Source organism: Roseateles sp. FW301-B2 (genome assembly GCF_058788955.1).
Genome location: NZ_JBYTBE010000033.1, coordinates 1 through 25,641, shown reverse-complemented (window position 1 = coordinate 25,641; position 25,641 = coordinate 1). Strand labels below are relative to the sequence as shown.

Below are 25,641 nucleotides of genomic sequence, written 5' to 3'. Positions count from 1 at the left end.
TCAGAACTCGAACTTCACGGACGCGCGCAGGGTGCGGCCGGTGAGCGCGCGCGCCGCATGGCCATCGCCCTCGATCTCGGTATAGGCCAGCGCATTGAACAGATTGTTGGCCGAGAGCGAGAGCTGGGTCTTGGCATTGAGCTGGTAATTCACGAAGGCATTCACCACCGTGTAGGCCGGCATGGTGATGCTGTTGCCATCGTCGCCATAGGACTTTCCCGAGCCGATCAGCGCCGCGCCCAGCTCCACATCGCCCAGGCTGTAGGCGGGGCTGAGCTGGTAGACGAAGTCGGCCTGGCGGCGCGGCTTCTTGCCCACCACGCTGGCGTCGTTGGAGGCCTGGATGCGCGCATGCGTGAAGGTGGCGCCGGCGTTCAGGCGGAAGTTGCCGATCGCGTAGGCGGCTTCCAGCTCCAGGCCGCTGGCCTCGTACTTGTTGGCGGTGAACTTCTGCGTCGTGACCTCGTAATTGCTTTCCTTGGTGCGCGCATTGAAGAGCGTGGCGAACAGGCTCAGCCCCTGGCCGCGCCATTTGGCGCCGGCCTCGACCTGATCGATCTCGTTCACCGCGATCGGCACCGAGCCGTCCAGCGGATTGCCGTAGAGCAGGCGGTCGGCGCTGAAGGCCACGCCGTTGCTGGCGCGGCCGAACAGGGCCAGATCCTTGCTCAGCGCGAAGTTGGCGCCCAGCGAGTAGGAGGTGTGCGCCACCTTGTAGTCCACGCGTTGCTGGCTGGCGGCATCCCAGCGCTGTGCGGCGTTGTCGCCGGCCAGGGTGTAGCCATGGGCCTTCTGCTCGTCGCGGCGCAGGCTCAGGTCCAGATTGAGCGGGCCGCGCTCCCAGGCCAGCGCCGCATAGGGCGAGGTCTGGGTGTACTGCACGTCCCAAGTGCGCGTGCAGCAGCCGCCCCAGGTGCTCCAGCCCTGCGCCACCGCTGCGCTGGTGGGCTTGCCGCTGGCATCGACCACCTGGGCGTTGTTGCCGCTCAGCGTCAGGTTGTACTGGTTCCAGAACCAGGTCTGGGCCACGTTCTGCTGGCCATAGAACAGGCCGCCCACCAGGGTGGCCTTGCCGCCATCGCCGGCGGCGAAGGTCTTGCTCAGCTTCAGGTCGTTGAAGACGTTGTCCAGATTGTCCAGCGAGGTGTTGAACAGCGTGCCGGTGAAGAAGGCGGCACGGCCGTTGTTGGCATTGTCGGCCGGGAACAGCGCAATGAAGCGGCCCGAGTTGCTGCTCTTGCGGAATTTCTCTTCCAGGCTCAGCCCCATGCCCAGCTCCAGGCCGGACTCGAAGCCGATCGCCGTGCTCTTCACGTGCAGGCCGTCGCGGGTGTTGCTGGTGGTATAGGCGCCGTCCTTGTTGAAGCTCACGTCACGCGCCAGGCTGGGCGTGATGAAGAAGGCGCTGCGCGGGTCGATGCCGGCGATGGTGTTGATCTTGCCGTTCGAGACCGTCACCGGCACGGGCATCAGCGAGGGGGTCTTGTCGTCCAGGGCCTTGAGGCTCAGGCGCACATAACCAGAGACATCCGTGCCCTGGAATTTCTGCGTGATATTGGCCTTGAGCTGGCCACCGCTCTCAAGATTCTGGCCGGTCGGCCGGCCGCCCTCGCCGATGCGCTGGAAGCCGCCGAGGTGGAAGCTACCGCCCTTGCCCAGCGAAGCACCATAGTCGGCATCGATGCGCCAGAGACGCCGATCCAGCCCGGCCGTCAGGCCCAGGCTGCCGCCCTGCTCGCTGCCGGTCTTGCTGATGAAGTTGACGAGGCCGCCCGGCGAGTTGCTGGCCAGGGTGGAGGCCGAGCCGCCGCGCAGCACTTCGAGGCGCTCGGTATTCGCATCGGCGCGCAGGAACTGGTCGGCGGTGCCGAAGGCGATGTCACCGAACAGCAGCAGCGGCAGGCCGTCTTCCTGGATCTGCACATAGCGCGAACCGCCGGCCGAGAGCGGCACGCCGCGCACCGTGATGTTGGCATTGCCCTCGCCGCCGGAGGATTCCGAACGCACGCCCGGCACCGCGCGCAGCAGCTCGGCCGCGCTGGTGGCGCCGCTCTTGCTGAGCTGCTCGCCGTCCATCGAGCTGACCGAGAGGCTCTGTTTCATCTTGGTGGAGCGGGTGGAGCTGCCGGTGACCACCACCTGGTCGAGCTGCAGGCCGTCGGCGGCCTCCTGGGCCTGGCCCGGCCGGGGCGCGAAGGCCAGGGCCATGGCCAGCGTCAAGGGAGCCAGGGCCAGGGCGGCCGCGGCGGTAGGGCGTACTGCTTGTCGTTGCATCTTGCTTGTCTCCGAATCAGGACCGGCGCACACGCTGCATGGCGTGATGCGTCCGGCAAGGCTTGGCTATCGTGCTGGGCTGACGCCGGGCCGCGGACGGCACCTTGCGTTGCCCGCATTGTGCGGCGCCTGCATTTTCTTTGCAATCGATTGCAATTCAGTAGAAACGCTTATGTGCGCCGATGAATACGGCAGCCTGTCTCACTTTTGATGAATTTCTCTGATCGACTTGCAATCAATTGCAGGCCGCTCTATGGCGCCCGGACTCAGGCCGGCGCGCTCTCGCGCACCACCAGGTGCACCGGCAGCATGCTGGGCGGCACCGCCTGCCCCTCCAGCATCTGCATCAGCTTGTGCACCAGCTGCACGCCGGCGGCGGCCACGGGCTGGTGCACGCTGGTGAGCGGCGGGTCACAGAAGGCGGCCAGGGGCATATCGTCATAGCCCACCACGCTAACCTCGCGCGGCACCGCCCGGCCCTGCGCGCGCAGCACCTGGATGGCCTGCAGGGCCAGCAGATCGCTGCAGGCCACCACACCGTCCACCTCGGGATGGGCGGCAAAGAAGGCCTCGATGGCGGCGCGCGCCGCGCCCACCTCGAAGGGCACGGCCAGCTCCAGCGCGGGGTCAGGTCTGAACCCCCGCAGGGCCAGCGCCGCCCAGAAGCCCTCGCGTCGGTGCATCACCTCGGGCAGGGCCGCATCGCCGAGAAAGGCCAGCCGGTGCCGGCCCGCGGCGAGCAGGTGCTCGGTGGCCAGGCGCCCGCCCAGCACGTTGTCGCCGCCGACGCTGCAGTAGAGCTGCTGCGGCAGCTGGGCGCCCCACACCACCACCGGCAGCTTGCGCGCCGCCAGCTCGTTGAGCTGGTCGTGGTGGCGCCACTGGCCGATGATGAGCAGGCCCACCGCCTTGCCCGAGTCCACCGCCTGGGCGGCCAGGTCGAGGCGCTCGGCATCGACGCGCGAGAGCAGCATGTCCCAGCCCTGGTCGGTCAGGGCGTCGGCGATGGCGCCGACGATGGAGAGGAAGAAGGGGTCGGAGATGTGCTGGCGCGAGCCCGCGTCATAGGGCACCACCACCGCCACCGTGCGGTTCTTCTGTAGCCGCAGGTTCTGCGCGCCGAGGTTGATCGAGTAGTTGAGCGAGCGCGCCAGCTCGCTGACGCGCTTGCGGGTCTCCTCGTTCACCAGGCTGCTGCCGCTGAGCGCACGCGAGACGGTGGACACCGACACCCCCGCCAGGCGGGCGATATCGGCCATTTGCAGGCGCCGCTGCTCGGCGCGGCTGGAGGGAGGCTTGGCTTCGGACATGTGCCGCCATTTTGCAGCAGCGGCCACAGCCAACTCAGCGGCGCAAGCCCGCGAAGGGATCCACCGCCTGCCAGGGCAGCGCCAGCCGCAGCTCCACCCCCTCGGCCGCGGCGCGGCGCTGCAGAAAGGCCATCGAGGCCTCCATGTCGTCGAACAGCAGGCGGCCGGGCCGCAGCGGCTGGTCCAGCGGCAGGGTGAAGTCGTCCCAATGGATCGGGATGACGCGCTTGGCCTGGGTCAGCTGCACGGTCTCGCGCCAGTAGTCGGCGCGGTAGGCCTCGTCCTTGCCGCCCAGGCCGCCAATGCCCAGGTAGACCACCTCGGCCTGCAGGCCGCGCAGGCGCTCGGGCACGAAGCCGGCGCTGCCCGCGATCAGCAGGCTGCGCCCCTCATGCTTCACCAGCAGCTGGTAGCTGCCGCCCTCGCGGTAGGCATCGGCGCGCACCGGCGGGCGCAGCGGCTCGGTGATCTCGCCCATCGCCAGCGGGTGCGGGAAATGGCGCGAGCGCAGCACCGTGATCTCGAAGCGGCCATAGCGCAAGACCTGGCCATCCTGCAGCAGCTGCATGCGCTCGGGGGCCAGACCCCAACCGCGTGCGATCTGGGCGGTGGATGCCGAGCCCAGCAGCATCGCGCCGGTGCGCTGCGCCACCTCGGGCGAGTCCATCGCATGGTCGTAGTGCGAGTGCAGGGCGATCACCGCGTCCAGCTTGGCGATGCCGGCGCGCTGCAGGCTGCGCGCGATCAGGGCGCGGTCCGGCGCGATCTTGCCGAGCAGCACCTCGCGGCCGGCCGGGCGGGTGAAGAAGCCATCGGTCAGCAGCGCCGTCTCGCCATCGCTGAGCAGCAGGCTGGACACCCCCAGGAAGGTGACGCGAAGCTCACCCGCGGGCTGGGGCGCCGCCGCCGCCGGCAGGGCCAGCGGCAGATAGGGTTCGAGGCTGGGGCGCGCCTGGAAGCGCCAGACCAGCCAGGCCAGGCCCAGCAGCAGGGCCAGCAAGAGCAGCAGCGCGACGCGCTTGACGATGGACATGCAGGCTCCTCGTGCGCCCCGAAGCGGGCGGACGCGAGCCTAGCACTAACTCCCCGTCTGCTGCTCCCTGAGCTTGCGATACAAGGTGTTGCGGCTGATGCCCAGGCGCCGCGCGGCCTCGGACAGATTGCCCTCGCAGGCCTCCACGGTCTGCCGCACGCTCAGGCGCGCCTGCTCGCGCAGCCCGCCGGGCGCCTCGCCCGCCCGGGGGTCAGGGCTTGCCTGGCGCAGCGCGCGGGCCAGATCGTCGGGCAGATGGGGCCAGTCGATGTGCTGCTCATGCTCGTCCAGCAGCGCGCAGGCGGTGCGCAGCGCGTTGTGCAGCTGGCGCAGATTGCCGGGCCAGCGGTAGGCGCGCAGCGCCGCCAGCAGCTCGGGCTGCACGGCCAGCGCGCGCCCGGGCTGCAGCTCGGCCAGCATGGCCGCGATCAGGGCCGGCAGGTCCTGGCGCTCGCGCAGCGGCGGCAGCTGCAGGGCTAGGCCGTTGAGGCGGTAATAGAGGTCGGCGCGGAAGCGGCCCTGCGCCACCTCCTCGGCCAGCTCGCGGTGGGTGGCGCAGACCAGGCGGAAGTCCACCGCCACCGGCGCGCCCCCGCCCAGCGGCAGCACCTCATGCTCCTGCAGCACGCGCAGCAGCCGGCCCTGCAGGGCCAGCGGCATGTCGCCGATCTCGTCCAGGAACAGGGTGCCGCCGGCGGCCTCGCGGATGCGCCCGGGCGCGCCCTCGCGCGCCGCGCCGGTGTAGGCGCCGGGCCGGTAGCCGAACAGCTCGGCCTCGATCAGCGCCTCGGGCAGGGCCGCGCAGTTCAGCGCCACCAGCGGTTTCGCGGCGCGCGCCGAGCTGGCATGCAGGGCGCGCACGAACAGCTCCTTGCCGACGCCGGACTCGCCCTGCAGCAGCAGGGCGATGGGCTTGTCCATCACGCGGCGCGCGCGCTCCAGCGCGCTGCGCAGGGCCGGGTCGCCGCTGTCCAGGCGGGCCAGCGCGTCCTGCGGCGCCGCGTGTGACGACGCGTGTGGCGCGCAGATCCGCGTGGCCGCCACCAGGCTGCGCCCCGGCTCCAGGCGCAGCCACAGGGGGCTGCCATCGTGGCGGCGCACCGGGCGCGCGGCGGCGCTGGGGCGGCGGCACCAGTCGGCCAGGGTGGCGATGTCCAGCTGCAGCAGCTGCTCGATGCGGCAGGCGGAGATCGCCGTCCAGTCCAGGCCCAGCATCTGCAGGCCCGCGGCATTGGCGCCGCACAGCCAGCCGTCTTCCGAGAGCGCCAGCAGGCCCTCGGCGCAGGAGCCTATGCCCTCGGGCTGGGCATGCAGGCGCAGGCGCAGGCCGGCGCCATGGCGATGCTCGAACAGGCGCTGCTCGATCATGCCGGCCGCCGTGCGCACCAGCGCCAGGGTGTGGTGGTGCACGCTGCGCTGCTCGCCGGAGATGTCCAGCGCACCCAGCACGCGGCCCGAAGGGTCGAGGATGGGGGCGGCGGTGCAGGTGAGGAAGCCGTTGCGCTCCAGGTAATGCTCGGCGCCATGCACCACCACCGGCGCGGCGTCGGCCAGGGCGGTGCCGATCGCATTCGTGCCGCGCCATTGCTCGTGCCAGCTGGCGCCGGGGCGCAGGGCCACGCGCTGGGCGCGGTCCAGGAAGGTGGCATCGCCCAGGGCCTGCAAGAGCATGCCCTCGGCATCGGCCAGTATCACCATGCTGTCGGTGTCCATCGTCTGCTTGACGAGGAACTCCATCACCGGCCGCGCATGCGCCACCAGCTCGCGCTGCTGCTCCAGCGCCCGCGTCAGCTGGGCCGCCGACGCATGCGGTGCGCCCGGCATGCGGCCCTCGGGCCTGAGTCCGAAGGCGCGGCTGCGCTGCCAGCTGTTCAGCAGCGCCGGGGCGATCAGCCCCTCGGCCACGCTGCCGGCATCCAGCAGCGTGCGCCGCGCCTGGCGCAAGCGCGCCGGCGCATGGTGCTTGTTGGGTAATGCCTGCATCTCGATTGTCTCCATCGGGCCTCTGACGGACCTCGCCCGCGAGCCTAGCGGGACGCGCCGCGCTGGCAAGCGTTTCAGCAGATCCGCGCCGCCGGCTGTTCCGTTTCGTGACAGTTGTTCAGTCCCGCCGGCGCATTCGACACAGTCTGCGCGCCCCAACTGACCCCGGACTTGCGCCGAACAAGGCCGTTGCGGCGCAAACGCGGCCTGGCACGCGGCGTGCAATGAGGACCCCGAGCCCCCCAAAACAAGACGGCTCGCACACCCACCATCATCATCAAGCAGGAGACAAGCCATGCTGTACGCCAACCCCAACACCGCCGGCGCCAAGGTCGAGTTCAAGCCCCGCTACGACAACTTCATCGGCGGCAAGTTCGTGCCCCCGGTGAAGGGCCAGTACTTCGAGGTCATCACCCCCATCACCGGCAAGCCCTACACCCAGGCCGCACGCTCGGGCGCCGAGGACATCGAGCTGGCGCTGGACGCCGCCCATGCCGCCGCCGACGCCTGGGGCCGCACGCCCGCCGGCGAGCGCGCCAACATCCTGCTGAAGATCGCCGACCGCCTGGAGCTCAACCTCGAGAAGCTGGCCTATGCCGAGACGGTGGACAACGGCAAGCCGATGCGCGAGACGCTGAATGCCGACATCCCGCTGACGATCGACCATTTCCGCTACTTCGCCGGCTGCCTGCGCGCGCAGGAAGGCGCGCTGAGCGAGATCGACGAGCACACCATCGCCTATCACTTCCACGAGCCGCTGGGCGTGGTGGGCCAGATCATCCCCTGGAACTTCCCCATCCTGATGGCGGCCTGGAAGCTCGCGCCGGCCATCGGCGCTGGCAACTGCGTGGTGCTCAAGCCAGCGGAATCGACGCCCATCAGCATCATGGTGATGGCCGAGCTGATCGCCGACCTGCTGCCGCCGGGCGTGCTCAACATCGTCAACGGCTTCGGCCGCGAGGCCGGCATGCCGCTGGCCGAGAGCAAGCGCATCGCCAAGATCGCCTTCACCGGCAGCACCGCCACCGGCCGCGTGATCGCCCAGGCGGCCGCCGGCAACCTGATCCCGGCCACGCTGGAGCTGGGCGGCAAGAGCCCCAACATCTTCTTCGAGGACATCGCCGACGCCGACGACGCCTTCTTCGACAAGGCCATCGAGGGCCTGGTGCTGTTCGCCTTCAACCAGGGCGAGGTCTGCACCTGCCCCTCGCGTGCGCTGATCCAGGAATCGATCTACGACAAGTTCATGGCGCGCGCGCTGGCGCGCATCAAGGCCATCAAGCAGGGCAGCCCGCTGGACACCGACACCATGATGGGCGCGCAGGCCTCGGCCATGCAGATGGACAAGATCATGTCCTACCTCGAGCTCGGCAAGCAGGAGGGCGCGGAGTGCCTGATCGGCGGCGGCCGGGCCGAACTCGGCGGTGAGCTGGCCGGTGGCTATTACATCCAGCCCACGCTGTTCAGGGGCCACAACCAGATGCGCATCTTCCGCGAGGAAATCTTCGGCCCGGTGCTGGCGGTGACCACCTTCAAGTCCGAGGCCGAGGCACTGCAGATCGCCAACGACACGCCCTACGGCCTGGGCGCCGGCGTGTGGAGCCGCGACGGCAGCCGCGCCTACCGCATGGGCCGCGCCATCAAGGCCGGCCGCGTCTGGACCAACTGCTACCACGCCTACCCGGCCCATGCCACCTTCGGCGGCTACAAGGAATCCGGCATCGGCCGCGAGACCCACAAGATGATGCTGGACCATTACCAGCAGACCAAGAACCTGCTGGTGAGCTATTCGCCGAACGCCTTGGGCTTCTTCTAGGTTCATCCCCGACCAACGGGGAGCCTCCATCCGGGGTGGTCGGACGGCAAAGCCCAGGGCGGGTGGCCGCTGCGGCCCGGATGCGCAGGCCCTCGCTGCGCTCGGGCTCCCCTGCGGTGCTCGGCCCTTGCGGCCTGGCGCACAACTCACTGCGCTCGCCTGCGGCTCGCTGCGTTCAGACAAAGTGCGCCATTCCAGTGCTTGAGGCGCGCGGGTACGCGCGCGGCCGCAAGCCCCTGCGCGCCTCGGCAGCGCAAAGGGCCTTCGCAGCCACCCGCCCCGTGCTTTGCCAACACCGCTACTTGTGCGCGCCCCTCGTGCCACGGGCGTGATTCGAGCGGCACGGGCCGGCAGGTGCGAGGCCCCATTGGCGGTGCCGAGCCGCGCAGCCAAACCGGGTTGCGCATCGCTCCAGGCGATGTGCCGAGCGCACCTTGTTTGAGCTGGAGCACAGGCGGGTGCCACTGGCACACGCCGGCCCGCAGGGGTGCGACGGCGAGTTGTGCGCGAGTCCCGGTTTGGTGAGCAGCGAGGGAAGCCTGAGCGCTTGCGCAAAGGCCTCCGCCTCTGGGGCCGAGTGCCTGCCGGCCTGGGCCGCGGCGCCAGCGCACCTTCTTGGCAACACATCTGGTGGCTTCCCTGCACGTCGGCGAAGAACTCGTTCTAGGCCTATCCCGGGTGGCGCTCAGTGCCGGCGGCGCGCGCGTTGCTGCGCCGCCGGGAACACCACCTCCTGCGCCAGCCAATGCTTGAACTTCAGCGTGTCCGTGTCCTGGGCCTTGGCCAGTAGTTCGAGCAGGGCCTCGGCCTGGATGCGGGCGGGCTGGCTTTTCTTTTCGCCCAGGTGCACGCCGTCGGGACGCAGCTGTTGCAGCGTCTGATCGGCGGGCAGGCCGTGGATGAGCTTGCGCACATCGCTGATGCGCAGCCAGCGGAACTGCGCCGCGTCATCGGCAATGTCCAGCATCTGGCCGCGGTGCACGAAATGGCGGCCGCTCACATCGCGATAGACCACCTCGGTGGTCTTGTGGCGCGCCATGCCCAGCAGGTCCAGGATCGGCCTGGCCAGCGCCACGCCCAGCAGCGGCGCGCCCAGCACCAGGCCGACGGCGCCCAGCCAGCGCCATTGCAGATAGATCACGGCCGCGCAGGCCAAGAGGCGCAGCGCGATAGTGAGCAGGAGTTGCCGCATTGCTTGAAGATCAATCTTCGATGGCAAAGCTCAGCTCGGCGCGCTCCTGCAGGCGCCGCACCAGGGCCATGCCCATGGCGGCGCCGGGCGTCCACACGCCACCGGGTGTCATGCCACGCGTGATGTCCTGCAACAGGCACAGGGCCGCCTCGCTGATGAGCTTGCAGGTCGATCCATAGCCCGGGTCGCCCTGCCCCTTGACGCGCGCGGCCAGGCGCCGGCCGTCGGCCGTCTCGCCATGGAAGACGATCTCGTAGCGGCCCTTGCGCTGCTGTTCGGGGCTGGGGCCCTCGCCCGGCTTGGGCAGCACGAAGCGGCGCAGCAGGGCGCGCGTGGGCGCAAAGCCCAGCAGCCGCTCCTGCAGCCAGGCCGAGCGCGCCAGCAGGCGTGCGCGGCGCTCGCCCTGGCGGCCCTTGCCGGTGAGCAGGCGCTCGTCGTAGCGGAAGTCCCGCCCCCAGGGATGGCCGCGCAAGGCATTCGTGCGGTGCACATTCTTGGTGTTGATGACGGCCATCACGAAGGGGCCCGACCAGGCCTGGGCCTGCTCGTCGAACGCGGCATGCTCGCCATCGGGCTGGGCCGGGCCGCGAAAGCCCGGCGTCACCGCGGTGAGCGCAAACGGATCGGCCATCAGGCGCGCCTGCTCGGGGTCGCGCCCCATCGCCTCGTAGCTGGCCAGGGCGCTGGCAATGGTGCCGCCCGAGGCGCCGCCCTTCAGCACCAGCACGCGGCCGCCCACGCGCGTGAGCGGCTCGCCGTAGCGGCGCAGCGCCTCGTCCTGCAGGAACAGCACGCCCAGATCGAAGGGGATGGAGTCGAAGCCGCAGGAAAAGGTGATGCGCGCGCCGCTGCGCTCGGCCGGCCCCTGCAGCTGCGGGATCATGGTGGCCATCCAGCCGGGCTCGCCGCACAGGTCCACATAGTCGGTGCCCACCTCGGCGCAGGCGCGCACCAGGGTCTCGCCATGGCGCTGGTAGGGGCCCACGGTGGTGATCACGACCCGGGCCCGCGCCACCAGTTGCTTGAGGGCCTGCGGGTCCGCCGCGTCGGCCACCAGCAGCGGCAGGGTGGCGGGCGCGCCGATCTGCGCGCGCACCTCGGCCAGCTTGGCGGCGCTGCGCCCGGCCATCGCCCAGCTCAGTTCGCCACCCACGCCGTAGCGCCGGTTCAGGTAGTCCGCCACCAACCGGCCGGTGAAGCCGCTGGCACCGAAGACGATCAGGTCGTAATGCATCGCCTATGCTCGCACAAGGTTCTGCAGCTTTTGCAAGGTGGCCCAGTTGCGCGAGGTGCTGAGCGTGCCGGCCTCGCGCGTGAAGGCCTTGAGCATGGGGCTTTCCAGGATGCCGCTGCCGCAGCACAGATAGGCCCGCTTGTCCTGCACGGCCAGGCGATCCACGCCCCAATCCTGCTGCGCCAGGGGCAAGGCCGGTGTGAGCGCCTGCTCGGCAAATGCGATCAGGAAGCGCGAGGGTTCGTCCACCGCATCGGGCCAGGGGTTGCCGGCCAGGGCGGCGTCCAGCTCCGCGGCGGTGATCACCACCACGGCGCAGTCCACGCCGAGCTGCGCGGCGATGGCCTGCTGCAGCTCTTTGCGCAGCGTCAGTGCGTCGCGGCGCGCCGACTCAAACACCAGATTGCCACTGTTCAGCAGGGTCGCCACCCGGCCATGGCCCAGGCCCTCGGCCAGGGCGCGCAGCTCGGCCATGGCGATGCGCTTGGCGCGGCCGACATTGATGCCGCGCAGCAGGGCGATGTAGCGGCTCATGCCTTCTCGAACCGCACTGAGGGCTTGTTGCGCACCACCACCGTGCCGGCCAGCTTGTCGTGCCAGCCCTGCTTGCGCGGGTCCAGGCCGACCCAGATCAGGCCCATGAACAGCGGAATGGCGGCGAGGTAATAGCCCAGGTAGCGCAGCAGCAGCTGGCCGGTGCTGGGCTTGCCGCCGCTGCGGGCATCAACGATGCGCGCGCCGATCGCCAGCTTGCCGGGCGTGGCCTGGCGCGCCAGCCAGAACAGGATCACCGCCACCGCCGGCAGCACGAAGGAGAGCAGGAAGTCCGCCGGCCCCTGGACCAGGCTGGTGCCGCTCCAATAGGCCTTGCCATAGATGAGCTGCAAGGCCGGGTAGATCAGGGCGGCGATGATGGCGGTGTCGATCAGCGAGGCCCAGAGCCGCAGCCAGAAGCCAACGTATTCGAGTTCGGGCTGCTGAGCTTGGTTTTGCATGGATGACAAGGGCGCTGCGTGGCTGAGAAGCGCATTGTGGCCGCATGGTGGTGGCAGCAGGCAAAATCGATGCACCATGCAGCGCCGCCAATTGCTCACCCTCGCCAGCCTGCTGGCCACCGCCCTGCCCACCCGGGCCCAGACCGCACCGGAGCCCGCCGAGCCCTGGCAGGAGCGGCCCGAGCTGCAGGCGCTGTTCGGCCAGCACAACACCGTGGGCACGCTGGTGGTGTTCGACACCGCCACGCGCCGCTGGCAGGTGGTGAACGCCGCGCGCGCCTACGAGCGCTTCATCCCGGCCTCCACCTTCAAGATCCCCAACACCCTGATCGCCCTGGACACCGGCGAGGCCATCGACGACCGCCACCCCTATGCCTGGGACGGCCAGCGCCGCTGGCTGGACGACTGGAACCGCGACCAGACGCTCACCAGCGCCTTCCGAGTCTCGGCCGTGTGGGTCTACCAGGACATCGCGCGCCATGTGGGCGCGGCACGCATGCAGCGCTATCTGCAGGCCATGCGCTACGGCAATGCGCGCATCGGCCCCCGGCTCGACAGTTTCTGGTTGGACGGCGATCTGCGCATCTCGGCGGTGGAGCAGGTGGAGTTCCTGCGCCGCCTCAACGAGGGCCGCCTGCCGCTTGCGGCGCGCACGCTGGAGCTGGGCAAGCGCGTGATGCTGCGCGAGCAGGCCAAGGATGGCGCCTGGCGGCTCTACGCCAAGACCGGCTGGGCCAATGACGTGAAGCCGGCGGTGGGCTGGTATGTGGGCTGGCTGGAGCGCGCGGACGGCACGGCCTGCAGCTTCGCGCTCAACCTCGAGATGCGCCGCGACGCGCTGGCCCCGCAGCGCGAGGCCATCGCCAGGGCCATGCTCAGGGAGCTGGGTCTGTTGGACTGAGCCCGCTCAGCCAGCGCACCGTGTCCTCGATCAGATGGCCCGAGATGCTGAAGCGCGGCGGCACGCCGGGCAGGGCATCGATGGGGAACCAGGCCGCCTCCTCGATCTCGCCCGGCTGCGGCACGATCTCGCCGCCCGCCCACTCGGCCGTGTAGGCCACCATCAGGCTGTGCGGGAAGGGCCAGCTCTGGCTGCCGTAGTAGCGCAGGTCCTTGACCTGCACGCCCACCTCCTCGGCCACCTCGCGGTGCAGGCATTGCTCCAGCGATTCGCCCGCCTCGACGAAACCGGCCAGCGCGCTGAAGTAACCGGGCTTGAACTGCGGGCCGCGCGCCAGCAGCAGCTCGGGCACGCGCCCGGCCGGGCGCCGCCACAGCAGCGCCATCATCGCGGGGCTGAGGCGCGGATAGGCCACCTGCGCGCAGGCCGGGCAGCGGCGCGCGCGCTCATGCGCCAGCCGCTCGGTGGGCGTGCCGCAGACGCCGCAGAAGGCGTGCGCGCGGTCCCACTCCAGCACCTGGGCGGCGCGGCCGGCCACCGCCATCAGGGGCTCTGGCAGGGCCATCATGGCGGCGCGCAGCGGCATGGGCTGGCGGTCTGCGGGCAGCGCCGCGAGGCGCAGGGTCCAGCAGTCCAGCCCATCCAGCCGGCCCAGGTAATGGCGTTGCGCCGCAGCTTCCTCTGGCGCGACGCGCAGCCCGGCCTCCAGGGGCAGGTCCGCCGGCAGCAAGACCTGACCCTCGAAAAAAACGAAATGCCAGGCCTGGGCGCTGGCGGGCTCGTCGGGCTGAACGGCAGGGATGAAGTGCATGGATGAATGGAAAAGGGCTATCGATGCGGGCGGCTGGCGGCCACTGTATCGGAAGGCCGCGCCTGCAGGCCCTGGGCCAGGTGCTCGACCAGCGCCCGCACGCGCTGCGGCATGAAGCGCTGGCTGGGCATCACCGCATGCAGGGGCAGGCGGTCGCCGATCCAGTCGGGGAAGAGGTTCACCAGCAGGCCCTGGGCGAGGCTGGCGCGCACGTCCAGCTCGCTCTTGTAGACCACGCCCAGGCCCGCCAGCGCCCAGCCATGGGCGATCTCGCCATCGTCGGTGCTGCGCCGCCCCTGCACCGGCACCGCCAGTACCGGCCCCTCGTCGCTCTGGCGGAAGCGCCATTGGCGCTCATGGCGGTTGCGGATCTTGAAGGTCAGGCATTCGCAGGCGCTCAGCTCGCTCGGATGCACCGGCCGGCCATGGCGCTGCAGAAAGGCCGGGCTGGCGACGGCCAGCCGGTTCACCTCGGTGAGCCTGCGCGCCACCAGGCCGGAATCGGCCAGCAGGCCGTAGCGAATCGCCACGTCGACCTCGTCCTTGTAGATGTCCAGCAGCGAATCGCCGACGCTGAGGTGCAGCTCCACGCCGGGGTGCTGCTGCATGAAGGCATCGAGCAGGGGCAGCAGCTGGCGGCGCGTCAGGTCGCTGGAGGCGCTCATGCGGATGCGGCCGCGCAGGCGTGCGTCGGTGGCACGGCCCTTGGCCCGGCCGCCTTGCTGCTCCTCGCTCACCAGGGCCACCCCCTCGTCCAGCAGCTCCAGCGCGCGCTGGCCATAGTCGCGCAGCTGCTCGCCCGCGGCGCTCAGGCGCAGCGCGCGCGTGCTGCGCTCCACCAGGCGCACGCCCAGGCGCGCCTCCAGCTTCTTGAGCATGGCGCTGGCGGCCGCCGGCGTGATCTGCATGACCCGGGAGGCGGCCGTCAGGCTGCCGCCGCGGGCGCATTCCACGAGCAGCCTCAGCTCATCGGTATTTTCAATTTTCATTTGAAACTGATTGTCGATCCAGCCTGTTTTTCGGAAAGCATTGAAGCACCAAGATAGCGGCCATCGCAACTTGTTTTTCTTTCCTTGAGGAGCTGATCCATGAAAGCCGTTGGCTATTACCAGAACCTGCCGCTGCAGGCCGCCGAGTCCCTGCTGAACCTGGAACTGCCCGCCCCCACCCCCGGCCCGCGCGATCTGCTGGTGGAAGTGAGCGCCATCGCCGTCAACCCGGTGGACGTGAAGGTGCGCATGAGCCGCCCCGCCCCCGATGCCGGCAGCCCGGTGCTGCTGGGCTGGGACGCGGTGGGCGTGGTGCGCGCCATCGGCGCCGAGGTGAGCGGTTTTGCGCCGGGCGACCGGGTCTGGTATGCCGGCGAGATCAACCGCCCCGGCAGCTATGCCCAGCTGCAATGCGTGGATCACCGCATCGCCGCGCTCGCGCCCAAGACCCTGAGCGATGCCGAGGCCGCCGCCCTGCCGCTCACCGCCATCACCGCCTGGGAGCTGCTGTTCGAGCGCCTGCAGGTGCAAGCCAGGCCCGAGCGGCCGGTGAGCCTGCTGGTGACGGGTGCGGGCGGCGGCGTGGGTTCCATCCTGGTGCAGCTGGCACGCCGGCTGGCGCCGCAGCTGACCGTGATCGCCACGGCCTCGCGTCCGGAATCGGCCGCCTGGCTGCGTGAACTGGGCGCCCATCATGTGATCGACCACACGCAGGCCCTCGCTCCGCAGATTGCAGCGCTGGGCGCGCCCCCGCTGCGTTATGCCGCCAGCCTGACCCACACGCCACTGCATTTCAACGACATCGTCGCCGCGCTGGAGCCGCAGGGCCGCATCGGCATGATCGACGACTTCGCGCCCGATGCGCTGAACGTGATGGCGCTGAAGGGCAAGAGCCTCTCGCTGCACTGGGAGATGATGTTTGTGCGCCCCTTGCATGCCACGCACGACCTCGCCGAGGTCGGCCAGTTGCTGGCCGAGGTGGCGCGCCTGGCCGATGCCGGCGCGCTGCGCAGCACCCTCAGCGAGGTGCTGGGCCCCATCAATGCCGCGACGCTGAAGCGCGCCCATGCGCTGCTGGAGGGCCAGCACACGCGCGGCAAGCTGGTGCTGCAGGGCTTCTAGCGGCCTCTTGCGCGGCTCAGCAGCACCAGGGCCACGCCGCCCAGGATGGCCAGCGAGGCCAGGGTCAGGCGCAGCGTGGGCAGCTCGGCCAGCAGCAGCGCGCCGCCCAGCGCCGCCAGCGGCGGCACCAGCAGCTGCACGCTGGCGGCGCGCAGGGCGCCCAGCCCCGGCAGGGCCGCGTACCAGAGCACATAGCCCAGCCCAGAGCTGAGCGCCCCCGAGGCCATGCCCAGCAGCAGGCCCTGGGTCTGCAGCTGCAGCTGGCCCTGCATCAGCAAGCTCATCAGGAGCGCCAGCGGCGTGGCGCACAGGAAGTTGCGCGCCGTGCTGGCCAGCGGGTTGCCGCCGGCACGCCGGCCGCGCAAGGAATAGACGCCCCAGGCCGCCCCGGCCACCCCCATCAGCAGTGCCCCCAGCGGTGCCGGCGCGGCCACCCCGGGCGCCACCAGATAGAGCAGGCCCGCCAGGGCCAGGCCCAGGCCGACCCAGGCCTGCGGCGCGAAGCGCTCGCCGGCCCGCAGGCCGGCGCCGAACATGGTGAGCTGCACCGCGCCGAACAGGATCAGCGCGCCCGTGCCGGCGCTGAGCGTCAGGTAGGCGAAGGAGAAGCCCGCCACATAGAGCCACAGCATCAGCACCGCCAGCCAGTCGGTGGCCAGCGCCGCGGCCTCGGCGGTGCGCCAGCGCATCAGCACCGCCAGCATGGCCGCGCCCGAGGCCAGGCGCACGCTGGCAAAGCTGGCCGGGTCGATGCTGGCCTGCTGCAGCGCGGCCCGGCACAACAGCGAATTGGCGGCAAAGGCCAGCATGGCCAGGGCGGTGAGCAGCAGGGTGCGGCGCGCGATCATGGGGGCATCACAGATGCGCCAGCAAGATCCACAGCGCCCCGCCCAGCAGGGCCAGGCCCAGCGGCGCGCTGATGCGGCGCCCCCAGGGCAGGTTTTTCTCGATCGCCATCAGCAGGGCCAGCAGCAGCATCCAGCCCAGATTGCCCATGCCCACCACGAACATCAGCAGCATCAGGGCCCAGCAGCAGCCGACGCAGAACAGGCCATGGTGGGCGCCCAGCGCAAAGGCCTGGCGCGCCGGGTGGCGGCCGCGCCAATGCTCGATCACGAAACTCAGCGGCGTGCGGCATTTGTCCAGGCAACGGTGCTTGAGCGCGCTGAACTGGAAGGCGCCGGCCAGGGCAAAGCTCAAGGCGCCGACGGCCCAGGCATTCCAGGCCAGCCAGGGCAGGCGGTCCACGCCGGCCAGCAGCAACTCCTGCAGGCCATGGGCGGCGAGGCCGAACAGGCCCCAGACCGCCAGATAGCCCAGGCCCAGCAGCGCCAGCAGGCGCGGCCGGTCGGCGCGCCCGTCGCTGACGCGCGCGAAGGCGTTGAACAGCGGCAAGGTGGTGGGCAGCATCATCGCCGTGATCATCAGCGCCCAGGCCAGGCCATGCAGCAGCCAGGTGGCGCCGGGCACGGCGCGGCACAGTTGCGCCAGCGGCCCCTCGCCGCCCCACCCGCCATGCTCGAGATAGCGGCCATAGGGGCTGGCCGCCCAGGCCCACAGCGCCGCCCAGGCCAGCGCGGCCAGGGCCAGCAGCAGGGGCACGAGGACGCGCCGATGGCGCGCGGCCCGAACGTCGTCAGGCATCGAACACGAAGGTGCTCTGCAGGGCGTTGTGGTTCTTCAGGTTCAGGTCTATGCCCAGGGCCGCGTTCTTGGAGCGGTAGCTGGGCGCCTTGCCCACATAGACCGGGGCACCGGGCACGGTGGAAAACACCGTCTCGGCCAGGGTGGTCTTGGCGCCGCTGGCGCCCACATAGGGCTCGAGCTCGGCGTAGTAGTCGCTGCCGATCTCCAGCTTGCCGCTGCCGCCCTGCACGGTGAACTTGATGTCGGCACGCTCCACCGACACCACCTTGCCGATCAGCTTGGCCAGATCGGCCACCGGCCCGCCGGCCTGGCCGGTGTAGACCTTCAGCAAGGCATCTTCCTGGGCCTTGCTGGCGTTCTGGTCGACGAAGATGGCCGCCGTCCAGTTGCCCTGCAGGATGTTGCCGGGCACATGGGCCACGGCGGCGATGGTGAGGCCGCTGACATCCACGCCCTCGATGAGCCCCTTGTCGACACGCCAGGCGACGATGGTGTCGCAGGTCCCGAAATCGGGGTCTTCGCCGATCCAGCAAGGGCACAGCACCTTGCAGTTGCAGACCTCCAGCAAACGCCCTTCGAGGTGGTAGCCCATGGAAACCCCCTTACCTTACCTTGCCTTGCTTCGCACGCCGCGCCGCGACCGCGACAGGGCCTGGCGATGCTACGCCCGGGCCGGCGCAGCAACCAGTGCCGCGCCCCTGCACTCTAGGGGTCTTAGAAGTGGATGCCGCGCATCATCTGCTGCAACGCGATCGCCTCGGCCGAGAGCTGCGGCTTGCCACCCTTCTCGCCCTTGGCGGCATCGCTGTCGGGGAACATGCGGAAGCTGGTGTTCATGACGATCTGGGCCACGCGCGGTACCAGCGCGTGCATCAGCTCGCCGGTGATGCCCAGCCGGGTGGCGATGCGCACCGGCTTGCTGATGCAGGCCTGGGCGATCATGTCGGCCGCTTCCTCGGGCGCGAGCGTCGGCACGTTGTTGTAGATCTTGGTGGGCGCGATCATGGGCGTGCGCACCAGCGGCATGTTGATGGTGGTGAAGGTGATGCCCAGATCCGCGTACTCGCTGGAGGCGCAACGCGTCCAGGCATCCAGCGCCGCCTTGGAAGCCACATAGGCAGAGAAGCGCGGCGCGTTGGTCAGCACGCCGATGCTGGAGATATTCACCACATGACCCTTGCGCTTGGCCACCATGCCGGGCAAGAGGCCCATGGTGACACGCAGGCAACCAAAATAGTTCAGCTGCATGGTGCGTTCGAAGTCGTGAAAACGGTCGTAGCTGCTCTCGATGGCGCGGCGGATCGAGCGGCCGGCGTTGTTGATGAGGAAGTCGATGCCGCCGAAGTTCTCGTTGATCCAGGCCACCATGGCGGCGCAGCTCTCCTCGTTGGCGATGTCGGCCGAGAAGCTGTGCACCTGCGCCTCCTTGCCGGCGGCGGCCTTGATCTCCTTCACCGCCTCGGCCAGCTTGACCTCGTCGCGCGCGCAGATCAGGGTGATGGCGCCGGCCTCGGCAAACTTGATCGCCGCGGCCAGGCCGATGCCCGAGGAGCCGCCCGTCACCAGCACCACCTTGCCGGCTACCGTGCCCTTGAGGCTGCGGTCGATCAGCACGTCCGGGTCGAGATGGCGCTCCCAGTAGTCCCACAGGCGCCAAGCGTAATCCTTCAGGTTCGGGCAGGCCACACCCGAGCCCTTGAGGGCCGCCTCGGTCTCGCGGCAGTCGAAGCGGGTCGGGTAGTTGATGAAGGTGAGCATGTCCTCGGGCAGGCCCAGGTCCTTCATCACCGCGTTGCGGATGCGCCGCACCGGCGCCAGCGCCATCAGGCCCTTCTTCACGCTCTTGGGGATGAAGCCCAGCAGCGCGGCGTTGACGAACAGATTCATCTTCGGCGCATGCGCGGCCTTGGAGAAGATGTCCAGCACGTCGCCGACGCGGTAGCCCACCGGGTCTACCAGGTGGAAGCAGCCGCCGCTCTTCTTCTGCTGGTGGCTGATGTGGTCCAGCGCATCCACCACGAAGTCCACCGGCACGATGTTGACGCGCCCGCCCTCCAGGCCGATCGAGGGCATCCAGGGCGGCAGGATCTGGCGCAGGCGCTGGATCGGCTTGAAGAAGTAATAGGGGCCGTCGATCTTGTCCATCTGGCCGGTCGTGGAGTCGCCCACCACCATGGCCGGGCGGTACACCGTCCAGGGCTTCTTGCACTCCTTGCGCACGATCTTCTCGCTCTCGTGCTTGGTGCTGAAGTAGGGGTGATCGAGGTTCTCGGCCTCGTCGAACATGTCCTCGCGGAACACGCCCTCGTAGAGGCCGGCAGCGGCGATCGAGCTCACATGGTGGACATGGCCGGCATCGATGGCCTGGGCAAACTCCACCATGCTGCGGGTGCCGTCGATATTGGCCCGGATCTGGCTTTCCTCGTCGGCCTTGAGGTCGTAGACCGCGGCGAGGTGGTAGACATGGTCGATGCTGCCCTTCAGCGCCTTGATCTGCTCGGCGCTCACGCCCAGCTTCTTGGCGGTGAGATCGCCATAGACCGGAATCGCGCGGGTCTTGGCCACGCCCCAGTACTCCAGCAGTTCGGGCAGCTTCTCGGCGCTCTCCTGGCGCAGCAGGAAGTACACCGTGCTGCCGCGGCGTGTGAGCAATTTCTTGACCAAACGCTTGCCGATGAAGCCGGTGGCACCCGTGACGAAGTACTGCATGCTGTCTCCTGATCTGTTGGACTGTCTTACCCTGGATGATCGCTCTGATTCTTGTCGATTCCGCGGGCGCGCCTGCTGCGCGCTTTCCCCAAGCCGCCGCTGGATAGAGGCCACGCACTAGCTTTGCGCGCCCAATCCGCGAGCGCCGGCCCTATAGTGAAGCCTGCACACCGCGCATCAAGCGCCCGGTGGCGCCACCCCATCAAAGGACTCACTCATGGTCAAGAAGCTGCAAAAACTCGCCGCCAAGAAGAAGCCTGCCGCCGGCAATGGCTTCGCCGATGCCTTGGGCGGTGCCCTGCCCGCCGGCCTGCTGGACAACCACCTCGCGCAGGCGGTGAAGGACTCGGCGCAACAGATCTGGGCCGCCGGCCTGGGCGCGTTCTCCAAGGCGCAGGGTGAAGGCGGCAAGGTGTTCGAAGCGCTCGTCAAGGAGGGCCTGAACTTGCAGAAGAAAACCCAATCCGCCGCTGAGACCAAGCTCAGCGCCGTGGCCAGCAAGGTCACCGGCATGGCCGGCGATGTCGGCGCCAAGGCCGGCCAGCACTGGGACAAGCTGGAGTCCATCTTCGAGGAGCGCGTGGCGCGCGCGCTGAACCGCCTGGGCGTGCCCAGCGCCAAGGACATCGACTCGCTGATCGCCCGCATCGACGCGCTCAGCGTGGCGGTCGGCGTGGCACCGGCCAAGAAGGCCGCCGCGCCGAAGAAGGCCGCTGCCAAGCCCGCCGCCAAGAAGGTGGCCGCCAAGGCGCCTGCCAAAAAGGCCGCCGCTAAAACGCCGACGAAGGCTCCGGTGAAGGCGCCGGCGAAAGCGGCCGTGAAGGCCGCCGCCAAGAAGGCCGTCGCGAAGAAGACCGCGCCCGCCGCCGAGGCCGCCAGCCCGCAAGCCTGAAGCAGCAGCCCCTCGAGTCCCGTAGTACCGCATGCCCAGCCGCCGCTCCGCCCGCCCGCCTCGCGTTGACAACAAGACGAAGGAAACAAAGGCGCGCATCGGTCTGGCATTGGCGGGTGGCGGGCCGTTGGGGGCGATCTACGAGATCGGCGCGCTCTGCGCCATCGAGGAGGCGGTCGAAGGCCTGGACTTCACCGCCTGCGACAGCTACATCGGCGTCAGCGCCGGCGGCTTCATCGCGGCCGGCCTGATCAATGGCCTGACCCCGCACCAGCTCTGCGCGGCCTTCATCGAGAACAGCCTGGAGCCGCCCGACAGCTTCGACCCCACGGTGCTGCTGCACCCGGCCTGGGACGAATACCTGGCGCGCCTGCGCAAGCTGCCGCGCCTGGTGGGCGGCGCGATCTGGCAGACCGCCGTGCAGGGCCGCTCGCTGCTGGGCGCCTTCGAGCGCCTCGGCCGCGCCCTGCCCACCGGCCTGCTCTCGGGCGACGCGCTGGCCGCGCAACTGCACAAGCAGTTCAGCCTGCCCGGCCGCAGCGACGATTTCCGCGCCCTGAAGCACCGCCTCGTGCTGGTGGCCACCGATCTGGACAGCGGCGAGTCGATTCCGTTCGGCATGCCGGGTTTCGACCATGTGCCGATCTCGCGCGCGGTGCAGGCCAGCGCCGCCCTGCCGGGGCTGTTCCCGCCGGTGGAGATTGGCGGCCGCCATTACGTGGACGGCGCGCTGAAGAAGACCATCCACGCCTCGGTGCTGCTGGAGGAGGGGCTGGATCTGCTGATCTGCCTGAATCCGCTCGTGCCCTACGAATCCAACCCCCAGGCCGCGGGGTCAGGTTTTGCCAAGAGGGCGAGGATTCCGCGCCTGGTGGACGGCGGCCTGCCGGTGGTGCTGAGCCAGACCCTGCGCTCACTGATCCACTCGCGCCTGGAGCTGGGCATGAAGGGCTATGCGCGCAGCCACCCGGAGACAGACATCCTGCTGTTCGAGCCCGACCACCGCGACGCCGAGCTGTTCCTGGCCAATACCTTCAGCTATGCGCAGCGCCGCCATCTGGCCGAGCATGCCTACCAGACCACGCGCGCCAAGCTGCTGGAACGCGCGCCCGAGCTGGGCGAGACCCTGGCCGGCCATGGCCTGCGCCTGCGCACCGCCATGCTGCTGGACAACGAACGCCGCCTGCTGCCACCCGAACTGCCCGGCGCCGGCCGCACCGCGCGCGCGCTGGTGCGGCTGGACCGCGCCCTCAGCAGCCTGGAAGCGCGCTACCTGCCTCAGCCAGCGTGATGCAGATCACGAACGCCCGCCGAAGCCCCAGCACATGAGGGGCTGCCGAGCGCGGCGCCGCACAGCAGAATTCAAACCAAGGCAGCCGAACAAGCAAGGCCGTCGTTGAGGAAGAAGGCACTCGAGGAGTAGAGACCAAGAGCGCTGCACAAGGCACCAGGGCGAGAGCCCTCGGTGCCTTGTTTGCTTTTACTCAGCCCCTCAGAGATAGCGGCTCTGCAGATGGGCCTTGAAGTGCGCCGGGTTGAGCGTCTCGCCACTGGCGCGCTGCACCAGCTCGGGGGTCTCGTAGCGGCTGCCCTGGCTCCAGATCTTGGCGTTCAGCCAGTCGAACACGGCGCTCAGCTCGCCGCGCGCGATGCGCGCGTCCAGGTCCGGCATCTCGCGGCGCATCGCCGCGAACCATTGCGCCGCATACATGGCGCCCAGGGTGTAGCAGGGGAAGTAGCCGAACAGGCCGCCGCCCCAGTGCACGTCCTGCATGCAGCCGTCCTTGTAGTTGCCGCGCGTGTCCAGGCCCAGCAGCTCCATCATCTTGGCGTCCCACAGCGCGGGGATGTCGTCCACCTCGATCAGGCCCTCGATGAGCGGGCGCTCGATCTCGTAGCGCAGGATCACATGCGCCGGGTAGGTCACCTCGTCGGCGTCCACGCGGATATAGCCCGGGTGCACGCGCGTCAGCAGGCGGTGCAGATTGCCCTCCTCGAAGGCCGGCTGGTCGCCCAGATGCTTCACCAGCAGGGGGCGCAGCAGGCTTGCAAAGGCCGGGTGGCTGCCCAGCTGCATCTCGAAGGACAGGCTCTGGCTCTCGTGCAGGCCCATCGAGCGCGCGTTGGCGATCGGCTGGCCCAGCCAGTCGCGGCGCAGGTTCTGCTCGTAGCGGCCATGGCCGGTCTCGTGGATGGTGCCCATCAGGCTCTGCATGAAGCTGTCTTCACGGTAGCGCGTGGTCATGCGCACATCCTCGGGCACGCCGCCGCAGAAGGGATGGGCGCTCTCGTCCAGGCGGCCGGCCTCGAAGTCGAAGCCCATCAGCTGCATCGCGTCATGGCCCAGCGCGCGCTGCGCCGCCTTGGAGAAGGGGCCTACCGGCTGGAGCGTGGTTTCCCGGGCCTGCTTGGCCTGCACGTCCCTGATCAGGCCGGGCAGCCAGCTGCGCAGGTCGCCGAACACGCGGTCCACCTCGGCGGCGCGCATGCCGGGCTCGTACTGGTCCATCAGCGCGTCGTACAGGCCCAGGCCGCTGCTGTCGGCCAGGAACTTGGCCTCCTCGCGGTGCAGGCGCACCACCTCGCGCAGGTTTTCCACATAGCCGGCCCAGTCGTTGGCGGGGCGCTGGCTGCGCCAGGCATGCTCGCAGCGCGAGTTGGCCAGCGACTTGGCCTCCACCAGAGCCTGCGGCAGCGCGTTGGAGGCACGCCAGGCGCGCTGCATCTCGCGCAGATTGGCGCGCTGCACCTCGTCCAGCGCCTCGCCCTCGGCGCGCGCCAGCAACTCCTTGAGGGCGCCATCGGTGGCCAGCTGGTGCAGCAGGCCGCCCATCTCGGCCAGCGCCAGCGAACGCGCCTCGTTGCCCTTGGCGGGCATGTTGGCGGACTGGTCCCAGGAGGCGATGGACTGCAGATGGGCGAGGCGGTGCTGGCGCTCGTGGCGGCGGCAGAGGTCGTCGTAAGCGGTGGTCGTGCTCATGATGGTGAGGGCGTTGAAGGTGACGGCATTGTGTCGCCTGGCGCCGGGGGCGGACAAAGGCCACCCAAGCGGGGGAGCTCTCAGGCGTGAATTTGCCCGGGGAAAAACCACAGCAGGCCCACCGTCATCACCACATAGCGCAGCAACTTGCCCAGCGCCATATAGGCCAGGCTGGGCCAGAAGGGCATGCGCAGCCAGCCCGCCACCGCACACAGCGGGTCGCCCACCAGGGGCAGCCAGCTGAGCAGACAGGCCTTGGGGCCGAAGCGCTCCAGCCAGCGCAGCGCGCGGGCATGCGGCGGCGCATGGTGGGCGCGGTGCTCGTAGGCGCGCTCGGCGCCATAGCCCATTGCCCAGGTGACGGCGCCGCCCAGGGTGTTGCCCAGCGTGGCCACCGCGATGGCCGGCCACAACAGGCTAGGGTTGAGCTTGACCAGGCCGAACACCGCCGGCTCCGAGCCCAGCGGCAGCAGGGTGGCGGAGATGAAGGACACGATGAAGATCGCCGCCAGCCCCAGGCGCGGCAGCGCCAGCGCTGTCAACATCGCGAAAACCAGCTGTTCCAACCAAGCTTCCATCCCTAAGATTATGGGTGGCAGCCATGCCATGCCTGTAAGACCTTGCACTTGTGCCCTGCCCGCGCGGCGGCCAGAGTCGGGAGCCTGGGGCAAGGGGAGTCAAAGCAGTGCGCCAGGGCTGCCGCAGCAAGCGGCGGCACCACAAGAGCGACGTTGACTGTGAGGTCGGGTATGTTGGGGTCCAAAGTGTCGGGCGCAGGCTGGCTGTCGAGGCTGGCCCTGGCCGCGGCTGCCGCGCTGGCGCAAGCACCGGCGGCGGCGCAAGCCATCGAAAACTGCAAGGTCTTGCAGGCCTCGGGCAATCCGCAGTACCCGCCCTATCTGTGGCGCGACCCGGAAGACGAGAGCCGCCTGATCGGCGCCAATACCGAGCTGATGCAGTGGCTGGCCAAAGAAATCGCCATCCCCATCGAGGTGCGCTATGTCGGCCCCTGGGGCCGTGTGCAGGAAGAGACCCGCGCCGGCAAGCTGGACCTGATCGCCGGGGCCTTCTTCACCCAGCCGCGCACCGAGTACATGGACTACTTCCACCCGGCCTTCCGCGAGACCCGCTCGGTGATCTGGGCCCGCAAGGGCGCCAAGTTCAATTACCGCCGCTGGGGCGATCTGGTCGGCCTGCAGGGCGTGACGGTGATCAACAACAGCTTCGGCGAGGAGTTCGACCGCTACGCCAAGGAGACGCTCAAGATCACCCAGGTGGCCAGCCTGGAGCAGGCGATCCAGATCCTGCAGCGCGGCCGCGCCGACTACCTGGTCTATGAGGACAGCCCCGGCGAGGCCTTTCTGGCCAAGATGGGCATTGCCGACATCAAGCAGCTCGCGCCCCCGGTGGCGAACGAGAACCTCTACCTGACGCTCTCGCACCGATCGGCCTGCAACACGCCCGAGCTGCGCGGCCGGCTGGCGCGTGCGCTCTACAAGCTCGCGCGCGATCCCAAGCTGATGAACGGCCTGATCGACAAGAGCATCCAGCTCTGGCGCAAGCAGAACCAGGCGCCGTAGTGCCGCGCAGCGGGTGCGCGGCGAGCGGGCCGCGAGGGGCCACGGGGAAGGTATACTCCTGCCTCATTTTTGAGCAATCGCATCGATTGCCACGCCCGGCCCTCCCCCATGTCCTCATAGACCAGGTAGTCGGCGCGGCCGCGCTGCAGGATCTGGATCGCCTGCTCCAGGCT

General features: G+C 69.5%; 22 protein-coding genes. 6 read left to right on the top strand and 16 right to left on the bottom strand.

Features of this window, described 5'->3' with window-relative positions; all coding sequences use genetic code 11:
* From AC3WQY_RS19560 to AC3WQY_RS19545, 4 genes are all read right to left on the bottom strand, one after another.
* Positions 1-2,274: a TonB-dependent receptor gene (locus AC3WQY_RS19560; protein WP_492710206.1), complete on the bottom strand. Its 2,274-nt coding sequence runs from the start codon at positions 2,272-2,274 to the stop codon at positions 1-3.
* Between the two features lie 266 nt (positions 2,275-2,540).
* Positions 2,541-3,584 carry a LacI family DNA-binding transcriptional regulator gene (locus AC3WQY_RS19555; protein WP_492710204.1) on the bottom strand — a complete coding sequence of 348 codons (1,044 nt, stop codon included), beginning with the start codon at positions 3,582-3,584 and terminating at the stop codon, positions 2,541-2,543.
* 34 nt (positions 3,585-3,618) lie between these two features.
* Positions 3,619-4,617 carry an MBL fold metallo-hydrolase gene (locus AC3WQY_RS19550; protein ID WP_285233435.1) on the bottom strand — a complete coding sequence of 333 codons (999 nt, stop codon included), beginning with the start codon at positions 4,615-4,617 and terminating at the stop codon, positions 3,619-3,621.
* A 45-nt stretch (positions 4,618-4,662) separates the two neighbouring features.
* Complete coding sequence (locus AC3WQY_RS19545; protein WP_492710203.1) at positions 4,663-6,600, bottom strand: sigma-54-dependent Fis family transcriptional regulator; 1,938 nt, start codon at positions 6,598-6,600, stop codon at positions 4,663-4,665.
* Between the two features lie 295 nt (positions 6,601-6,895).
* Between AC3WQY_RS19545 and adh the strand changes: the two genes are divergently transcribed.
* Positions 6,896-8,416 (top strand): aldehyde dehydrogenase, encoded by a 1,521-nt coding sequence (adh, locus tag AC3WQY_RS19540; RefSeq protein ID WP_492710201.1) that lies wholly within the window; start codon positions 6,896-6,898, stop codon positions 8,414-8,416.
* Positions 8,417-9,101: 685 nt separating this feature from the next.
* Here adh and AC3WQY_RS19535 read toward each other — a convergent pair.
* The 4 genes from AC3WQY_RS19535 to AC3WQY_RS19520 are packed head-to-tail and all read right to left on the bottom strand — an operon-like array spanning position 9,102 to position 11,837.
* Positions 9,102-9,608 (bottom strand): hypothetical protein, encoded by a 507-nt coding sequence (locus AC3WQY_RS19535; protein ID WP_492710200.1) that lies wholly within the window; start codon positions 9,606-9,608, stop codon positions 9,102-9,104.
* A 10-nt stretch (positions 9,609-9,618) separates the two neighbouring features.
* Positions 9,619-10,842 carry a saccharopine dehydrogenase family protein gene (locus AC3WQY_RS19530; protein WP_492710199.1) on the bottom strand — a complete coding sequence of 408 codons (1,224 nt, stop codon included), beginning with the start codon at positions 10,840-10,842 and terminating at the stop codon, positions 9,619-9,621.
* A 3-nt stretch (positions 10,843-10,845) separates the two neighbouring features.
* A complete protein-coding gene (locus tag AC3WQY_RS19525) occupies positions 10,846-11,376 on the bottom strand; it encodes a DUF1697 domain-containing protein (protein ID WP_492710197.1) in 531 nt (176 codons plus the stop codon).
* Positions 11,373-11,837, bottom strand: a complete 465-nt coding sequence (locus tag AC3WQY_RS19520) for an RDD family protein (RefSeq protein WP_285233443.1) — start codon at positions 11,835-11,837, stop codon at positions 11,373-11,375. The genes AC3WQY_RS19525 and AC3WQY_RS19520 overlap by 4 nt, the downstream gene beginning before the upstream one ends.
* Before the next feature lie 76 nt (positions 11,838-11,913).
* Between AC3WQY_RS19520 and blaOXA the strand changes: the two genes are divergently transcribed.
* Positions 11,914-12,738, top strand: coding sequence for a class D beta-lactamase (blaOXA, locus tag AC3WQY_RS19515; RefSeq protein WP_492710196.1), 825 nt, complete (start codon positions 11,914-11,916; stop codon positions 12,736-12,738).
* Here the strand turns inward: blaOXA and nudC are convergent.
* On the bottom strand, positions 12,713-13,549 hold the full coding sequence (nudC, locus tag AC3WQY_RS19510) for an NAD(+) diphosphatase (RefSeq protein ID WP_492710194.1): 837 nt from the start codon (positions 13,547-13,549) through the stop codon (positions 12,713-12,715). The genes blaOXA and nudC overlap by 26 nt on opposite strands.
* A 17-nt stretch (positions 13,550-13,566) precedes the next feature.
* Positions 13,567-14,538 carry a LysR family transcriptional regulator gene (locus AC3WQY_RS19505; RefSeq protein ID WP_492710192.1) on the bottom strand — a complete coding sequence of 324 codons (972 nt, stop codon included), beginning with the start codon at positions 14,536-14,538 and terminating at the stop codon, positions 13,567-13,569.
* 99 nt (positions 14,539-14,637) lie between these two features.
* On the opposite strand from AC3WQY_RS19505, the gene AC3WQY_RS19500 reads away from it, so the two are divergent.
* Positions 14,638-15,660: a zinc-binding alcohol dehydrogenase family protein gene (locus AC3WQY_RS19500; RefSeq protein WP_492710191.1), complete on the top strand. Its 1,023-nt coding sequence runs from the start codon at positions 14,638-14,640 to the stop codon at positions 15,658-15,660.
* Here AC3WQY_RS19500 and AC3WQY_RS19495 read toward each other — a convergent pair.
* From AC3WQY_RS19495 to AC3WQY_RS19480, 4 genes are all read right to left on the bottom strand, one after another.
* Positions 15,657-16,508, bottom strand: coding sequence for a DMT family transporter (locus AC3WQY_RS19495; protein WP_492710189.1), 852 nt, complete (start codon positions 16,506-16,508; stop codon positions 15,657-15,659). The genes AC3WQY_RS19500 and AC3WQY_RS19495 overlap by 4 nt on opposite strands.
* 7 nt (positions 16,509-16,515) lie before the next feature.
* Positions 16,516-17,304 carry a DUF2182 domain-containing protein gene (locus AC3WQY_RS19490; protein ID WP_492710188.1) on the bottom strand — a complete coding sequence of 263 codons (789 nt, stop codon included), beginning with the start codon at positions 17,302-17,304 and terminating at the stop codon, positions 16,516-16,518.
* Positions 17,297-17,899, bottom strand: a complete 603-nt coding sequence (locus AC3WQY_RS19485) for a DUF1326 domain-containing protein (protein WP_492710186.1) — start codon at positions 17,897-17,899, stop codon at positions 17,297-17,299. Before AC3WQY_RS19485 ends, AC3WQY_RS19490 begins: the two co-directional genes overlap by 8 nt.
* Before the next feature lie 122 nt (positions 17,900-18,021).
* Positions 18,022-20,016, bottom strand: coding sequence for an SDR family oxidoreductase (locus tag AC3WQY_RS19480; protein ID WP_285233451.1), 1,995 nt, complete (start codon positions 20,014-20,016; stop codon positions 18,022-18,024).
* A 217-nt stretch (positions 20,017-20,233) separates the two neighbouring features.
* Here AC3WQY_RS19480 and AC3WQY_RS19475 point away from each other — a divergent pair, with 217 nt between their 5' ends.
* Both AC3WQY_RS19475 and AC3WQY_RS19470 read left to right on the top strand, forming a co-directional pair.
* On the top strand, positions 20,234-20,908 hold the full coding sequence (locus AC3WQY_RS19475; RefSeq protein ID WP_492710184.1) for a phasin family protein: 675 nt from the start codon (positions 20,234-20,236) through the stop codon (positions 20,906-20,908).
* A 31-nt stretch (positions 20,909-20,939) separates the two neighbouring features.
* Positions 20,940-22,199: a patatin-like phospholipase family protein gene (locus tag AC3WQY_RS19470; protein WP_492710182.1), complete on the top strand. Its 1,260-nt coding sequence runs from the start codon at positions 20,940-20,942 to the stop codon at positions 22,197-22,199.
* Positions 22,200-22,400: 201 nt separating this feature from the next.
* Here the strand turns inward: AC3WQY_RS19470 and AC3WQY_RS19465 are convergent, their stop codons facing one another.
* A complete protein-coding gene (locus AC3WQY_RS19465; RefSeq protein ID WP_492710180.1) occupies positions 22,401-23,888 on the bottom strand; it encodes a carboxypeptidase M32 in 1,488 nt (495 codons plus the stop codon).
* A gap of 80 nt (positions 23,889-23,968) precedes the next feature.
* Positions 23,969-24,466 carry a YqaA family protein gene (locus tag AC3WQY_RS19460; RefSeq protein ID WP_285233455.1) on the bottom strand — a complete coding sequence of 166 codons (498 nt, stop codon included), beginning with the start codon at positions 24,464-24,466 and terminating at the stop codon, positions 23,969-23,971.
* A gap of 171 nt (positions 24,467-24,637) precedes the next feature.
* Between AC3WQY_RS19460 and AC3WQY_RS19455 the strand changes: the two genes are divergently transcribed.
* Complete coding sequence (locus tag AC3WQY_RS19455) at positions 24,638-25,468, top strand: substrate-binding periplasmic protein (protein ID WP_285233456.1); 831 nt, start codon at positions 24,638-24,640, stop codon at positions 25,466-25,468.
* Positions 25,469-25,641 lie beyond the last annotated feature (173 nt).

Coding starts and splice junctions, on each gene's coding strand:
- nudC (WP_492710194.1), bottom strand. CDS start 13,549: ATGCACTTCATCCCTGCCGTTCAGCCCGACGAGCCCGCCAGCGCCCAG.
- AC3WQY_RS19460 (WP_285233455.1), bottom strand. CDS start 24,466: ATGGAAGCTTGGTTGGAACAGCTGGTTTTCGCGATGTTGACAGCGCTG.
- AC3WQY_RS19465 (WP_492710180.1), bottom strand. CDS start 23,888: ATGAGCACGACCACCGCTTACGACGACCTCTGCCGCCGCCACGAGCGC.
- AC3WQY_RS19535 (WP_492710200.1), bottom strand. CDS start 9,608: ATGCGGCAACTCCTGCTCACTATCGCGCTGCGCCTCTTGGCCTGCGCG.
- AC3WQY_RS19505 (WP_492710192.1), bottom strand. CDS start 14,538: ATGAAAATTGAAAATACCGATGAGCTGAGGCTGCTCGTGGAATGCGCC.
- adh (WP_492710201.1), top strand. CDS start 6,896: ATGCTGTACGCCAACCCCAACACCGCCGGCGCCAAGGTCGAGTTCAAG.
- blaOXA (WP_492710196.1), top strand. CDS start 11,914: ATGCAGCGCCGCCAATTGCTCACCCTCGCCAGCCTGCTGGCCACCGCC.
- AC3WQY_RS19550 (WP_285233435.1), bottom strand. CDS start 4,617: ATGTCCATCGTCAAGCGCGTCGCGCTGCTGCTCTTGCTGGCCCTGCTG.
- AC3WQY_RS19470 (WP_492710182.1), top strand. CDS start 20,940: ATGCCCAGCCGCCGCTCCGCCCGCCCGCCTCGCGTTGACAACAAGACG.
- AC3WQY_RS19500 (WP_492710191.1), top strand. CDS start 14,638: ATGAAAGCCGTTGGCTATTACCAGAACCTGCCGCTGCAGGCCGCCGAG.
- AC3WQY_RS19555 (WP_492710204.1), bottom strand. CDS start 3,584: ATGTCCGAAGCCAAGCCTCCCTCCAGCCGCGCCGAGCAGCGGCGCCTG.
- AC3WQY_RS19455 (WP_285233456.1), top strand. CDS start 24,638: ATGTTGGGGTCCAAAGTGTCGGGCGCAGGCTGGCTGTCGAGGCTGGCC.
- AC3WQY_RS19520 (WP_285233443.1), bottom strand. CDS start 11,837: ATGCAAAACCAAGCTCAGCAGCCCGAACTCGAATACGTTGGCTTCTGG.
- AC3WQY_RS19530 (WP_492710199.1), bottom strand. CDS start 10,842: ATGCATTACGACCTGATCGTCTTCGGTGCCAGCGGCTTCACCGGCCGG.
- AC3WQY_RS19525 (WP_492710197.1), bottom strand. CDS start 11,376: ATGAGCCGCTACATCGCCCTGCTGCGCGGCATCAATGTCGGCCGCGCC.
- AC3WQY_RS19480 (WP_285233451.1), bottom strand. CDS start 20,016: ATGCAGTACTTCGTCACGGGTGCCACCGGCTTCATCGGCAAGCGTTTG.
- AC3WQY_RS19485 (WP_492710186.1), bottom strand. CDS start 17,899: ATGGGCTACCACCTCGAAGGGCGTTTGCTGGAGGTCTGCAACTGCAAG.
- AC3WQY_RS19490 (WP_492710188.1), bottom strand. CDS start 17,304: ATGCCTGACGACGTTCGGGCCGCGCGCCATCGGCGCGTCCTCGTGCCC.
- AC3WQY_RS19545 (WP_492710203.1), bottom strand. CDS start 6,600: ATGCAGGCATTACCCAACAAGCACCATGCGCCGGCGCGCTTGCGCCAG.
- AC3WQY_RS19560 (WP_492710206.1), bottom strand. CDS start 2,274: ATGCAACGACAAGCAGTACGCCCTACCGCCGCGGCCGCCCTGGCCCTG.
- AC3WQY_RS19475 (WP_492710184.1), top strand. CDS start 20,234: ATGGTCAAGAAGCTGCAAAAACTCGCCGCCAAGAAGAAGCCTGCCGCC.
- AC3WQY_RS19495 (WP_492710189.1), bottom strand. CDS start 16,508: ATGATCGCGCGCCGCACCCTGCTGCTCACCGCCCTGGCCATGCTGGCC.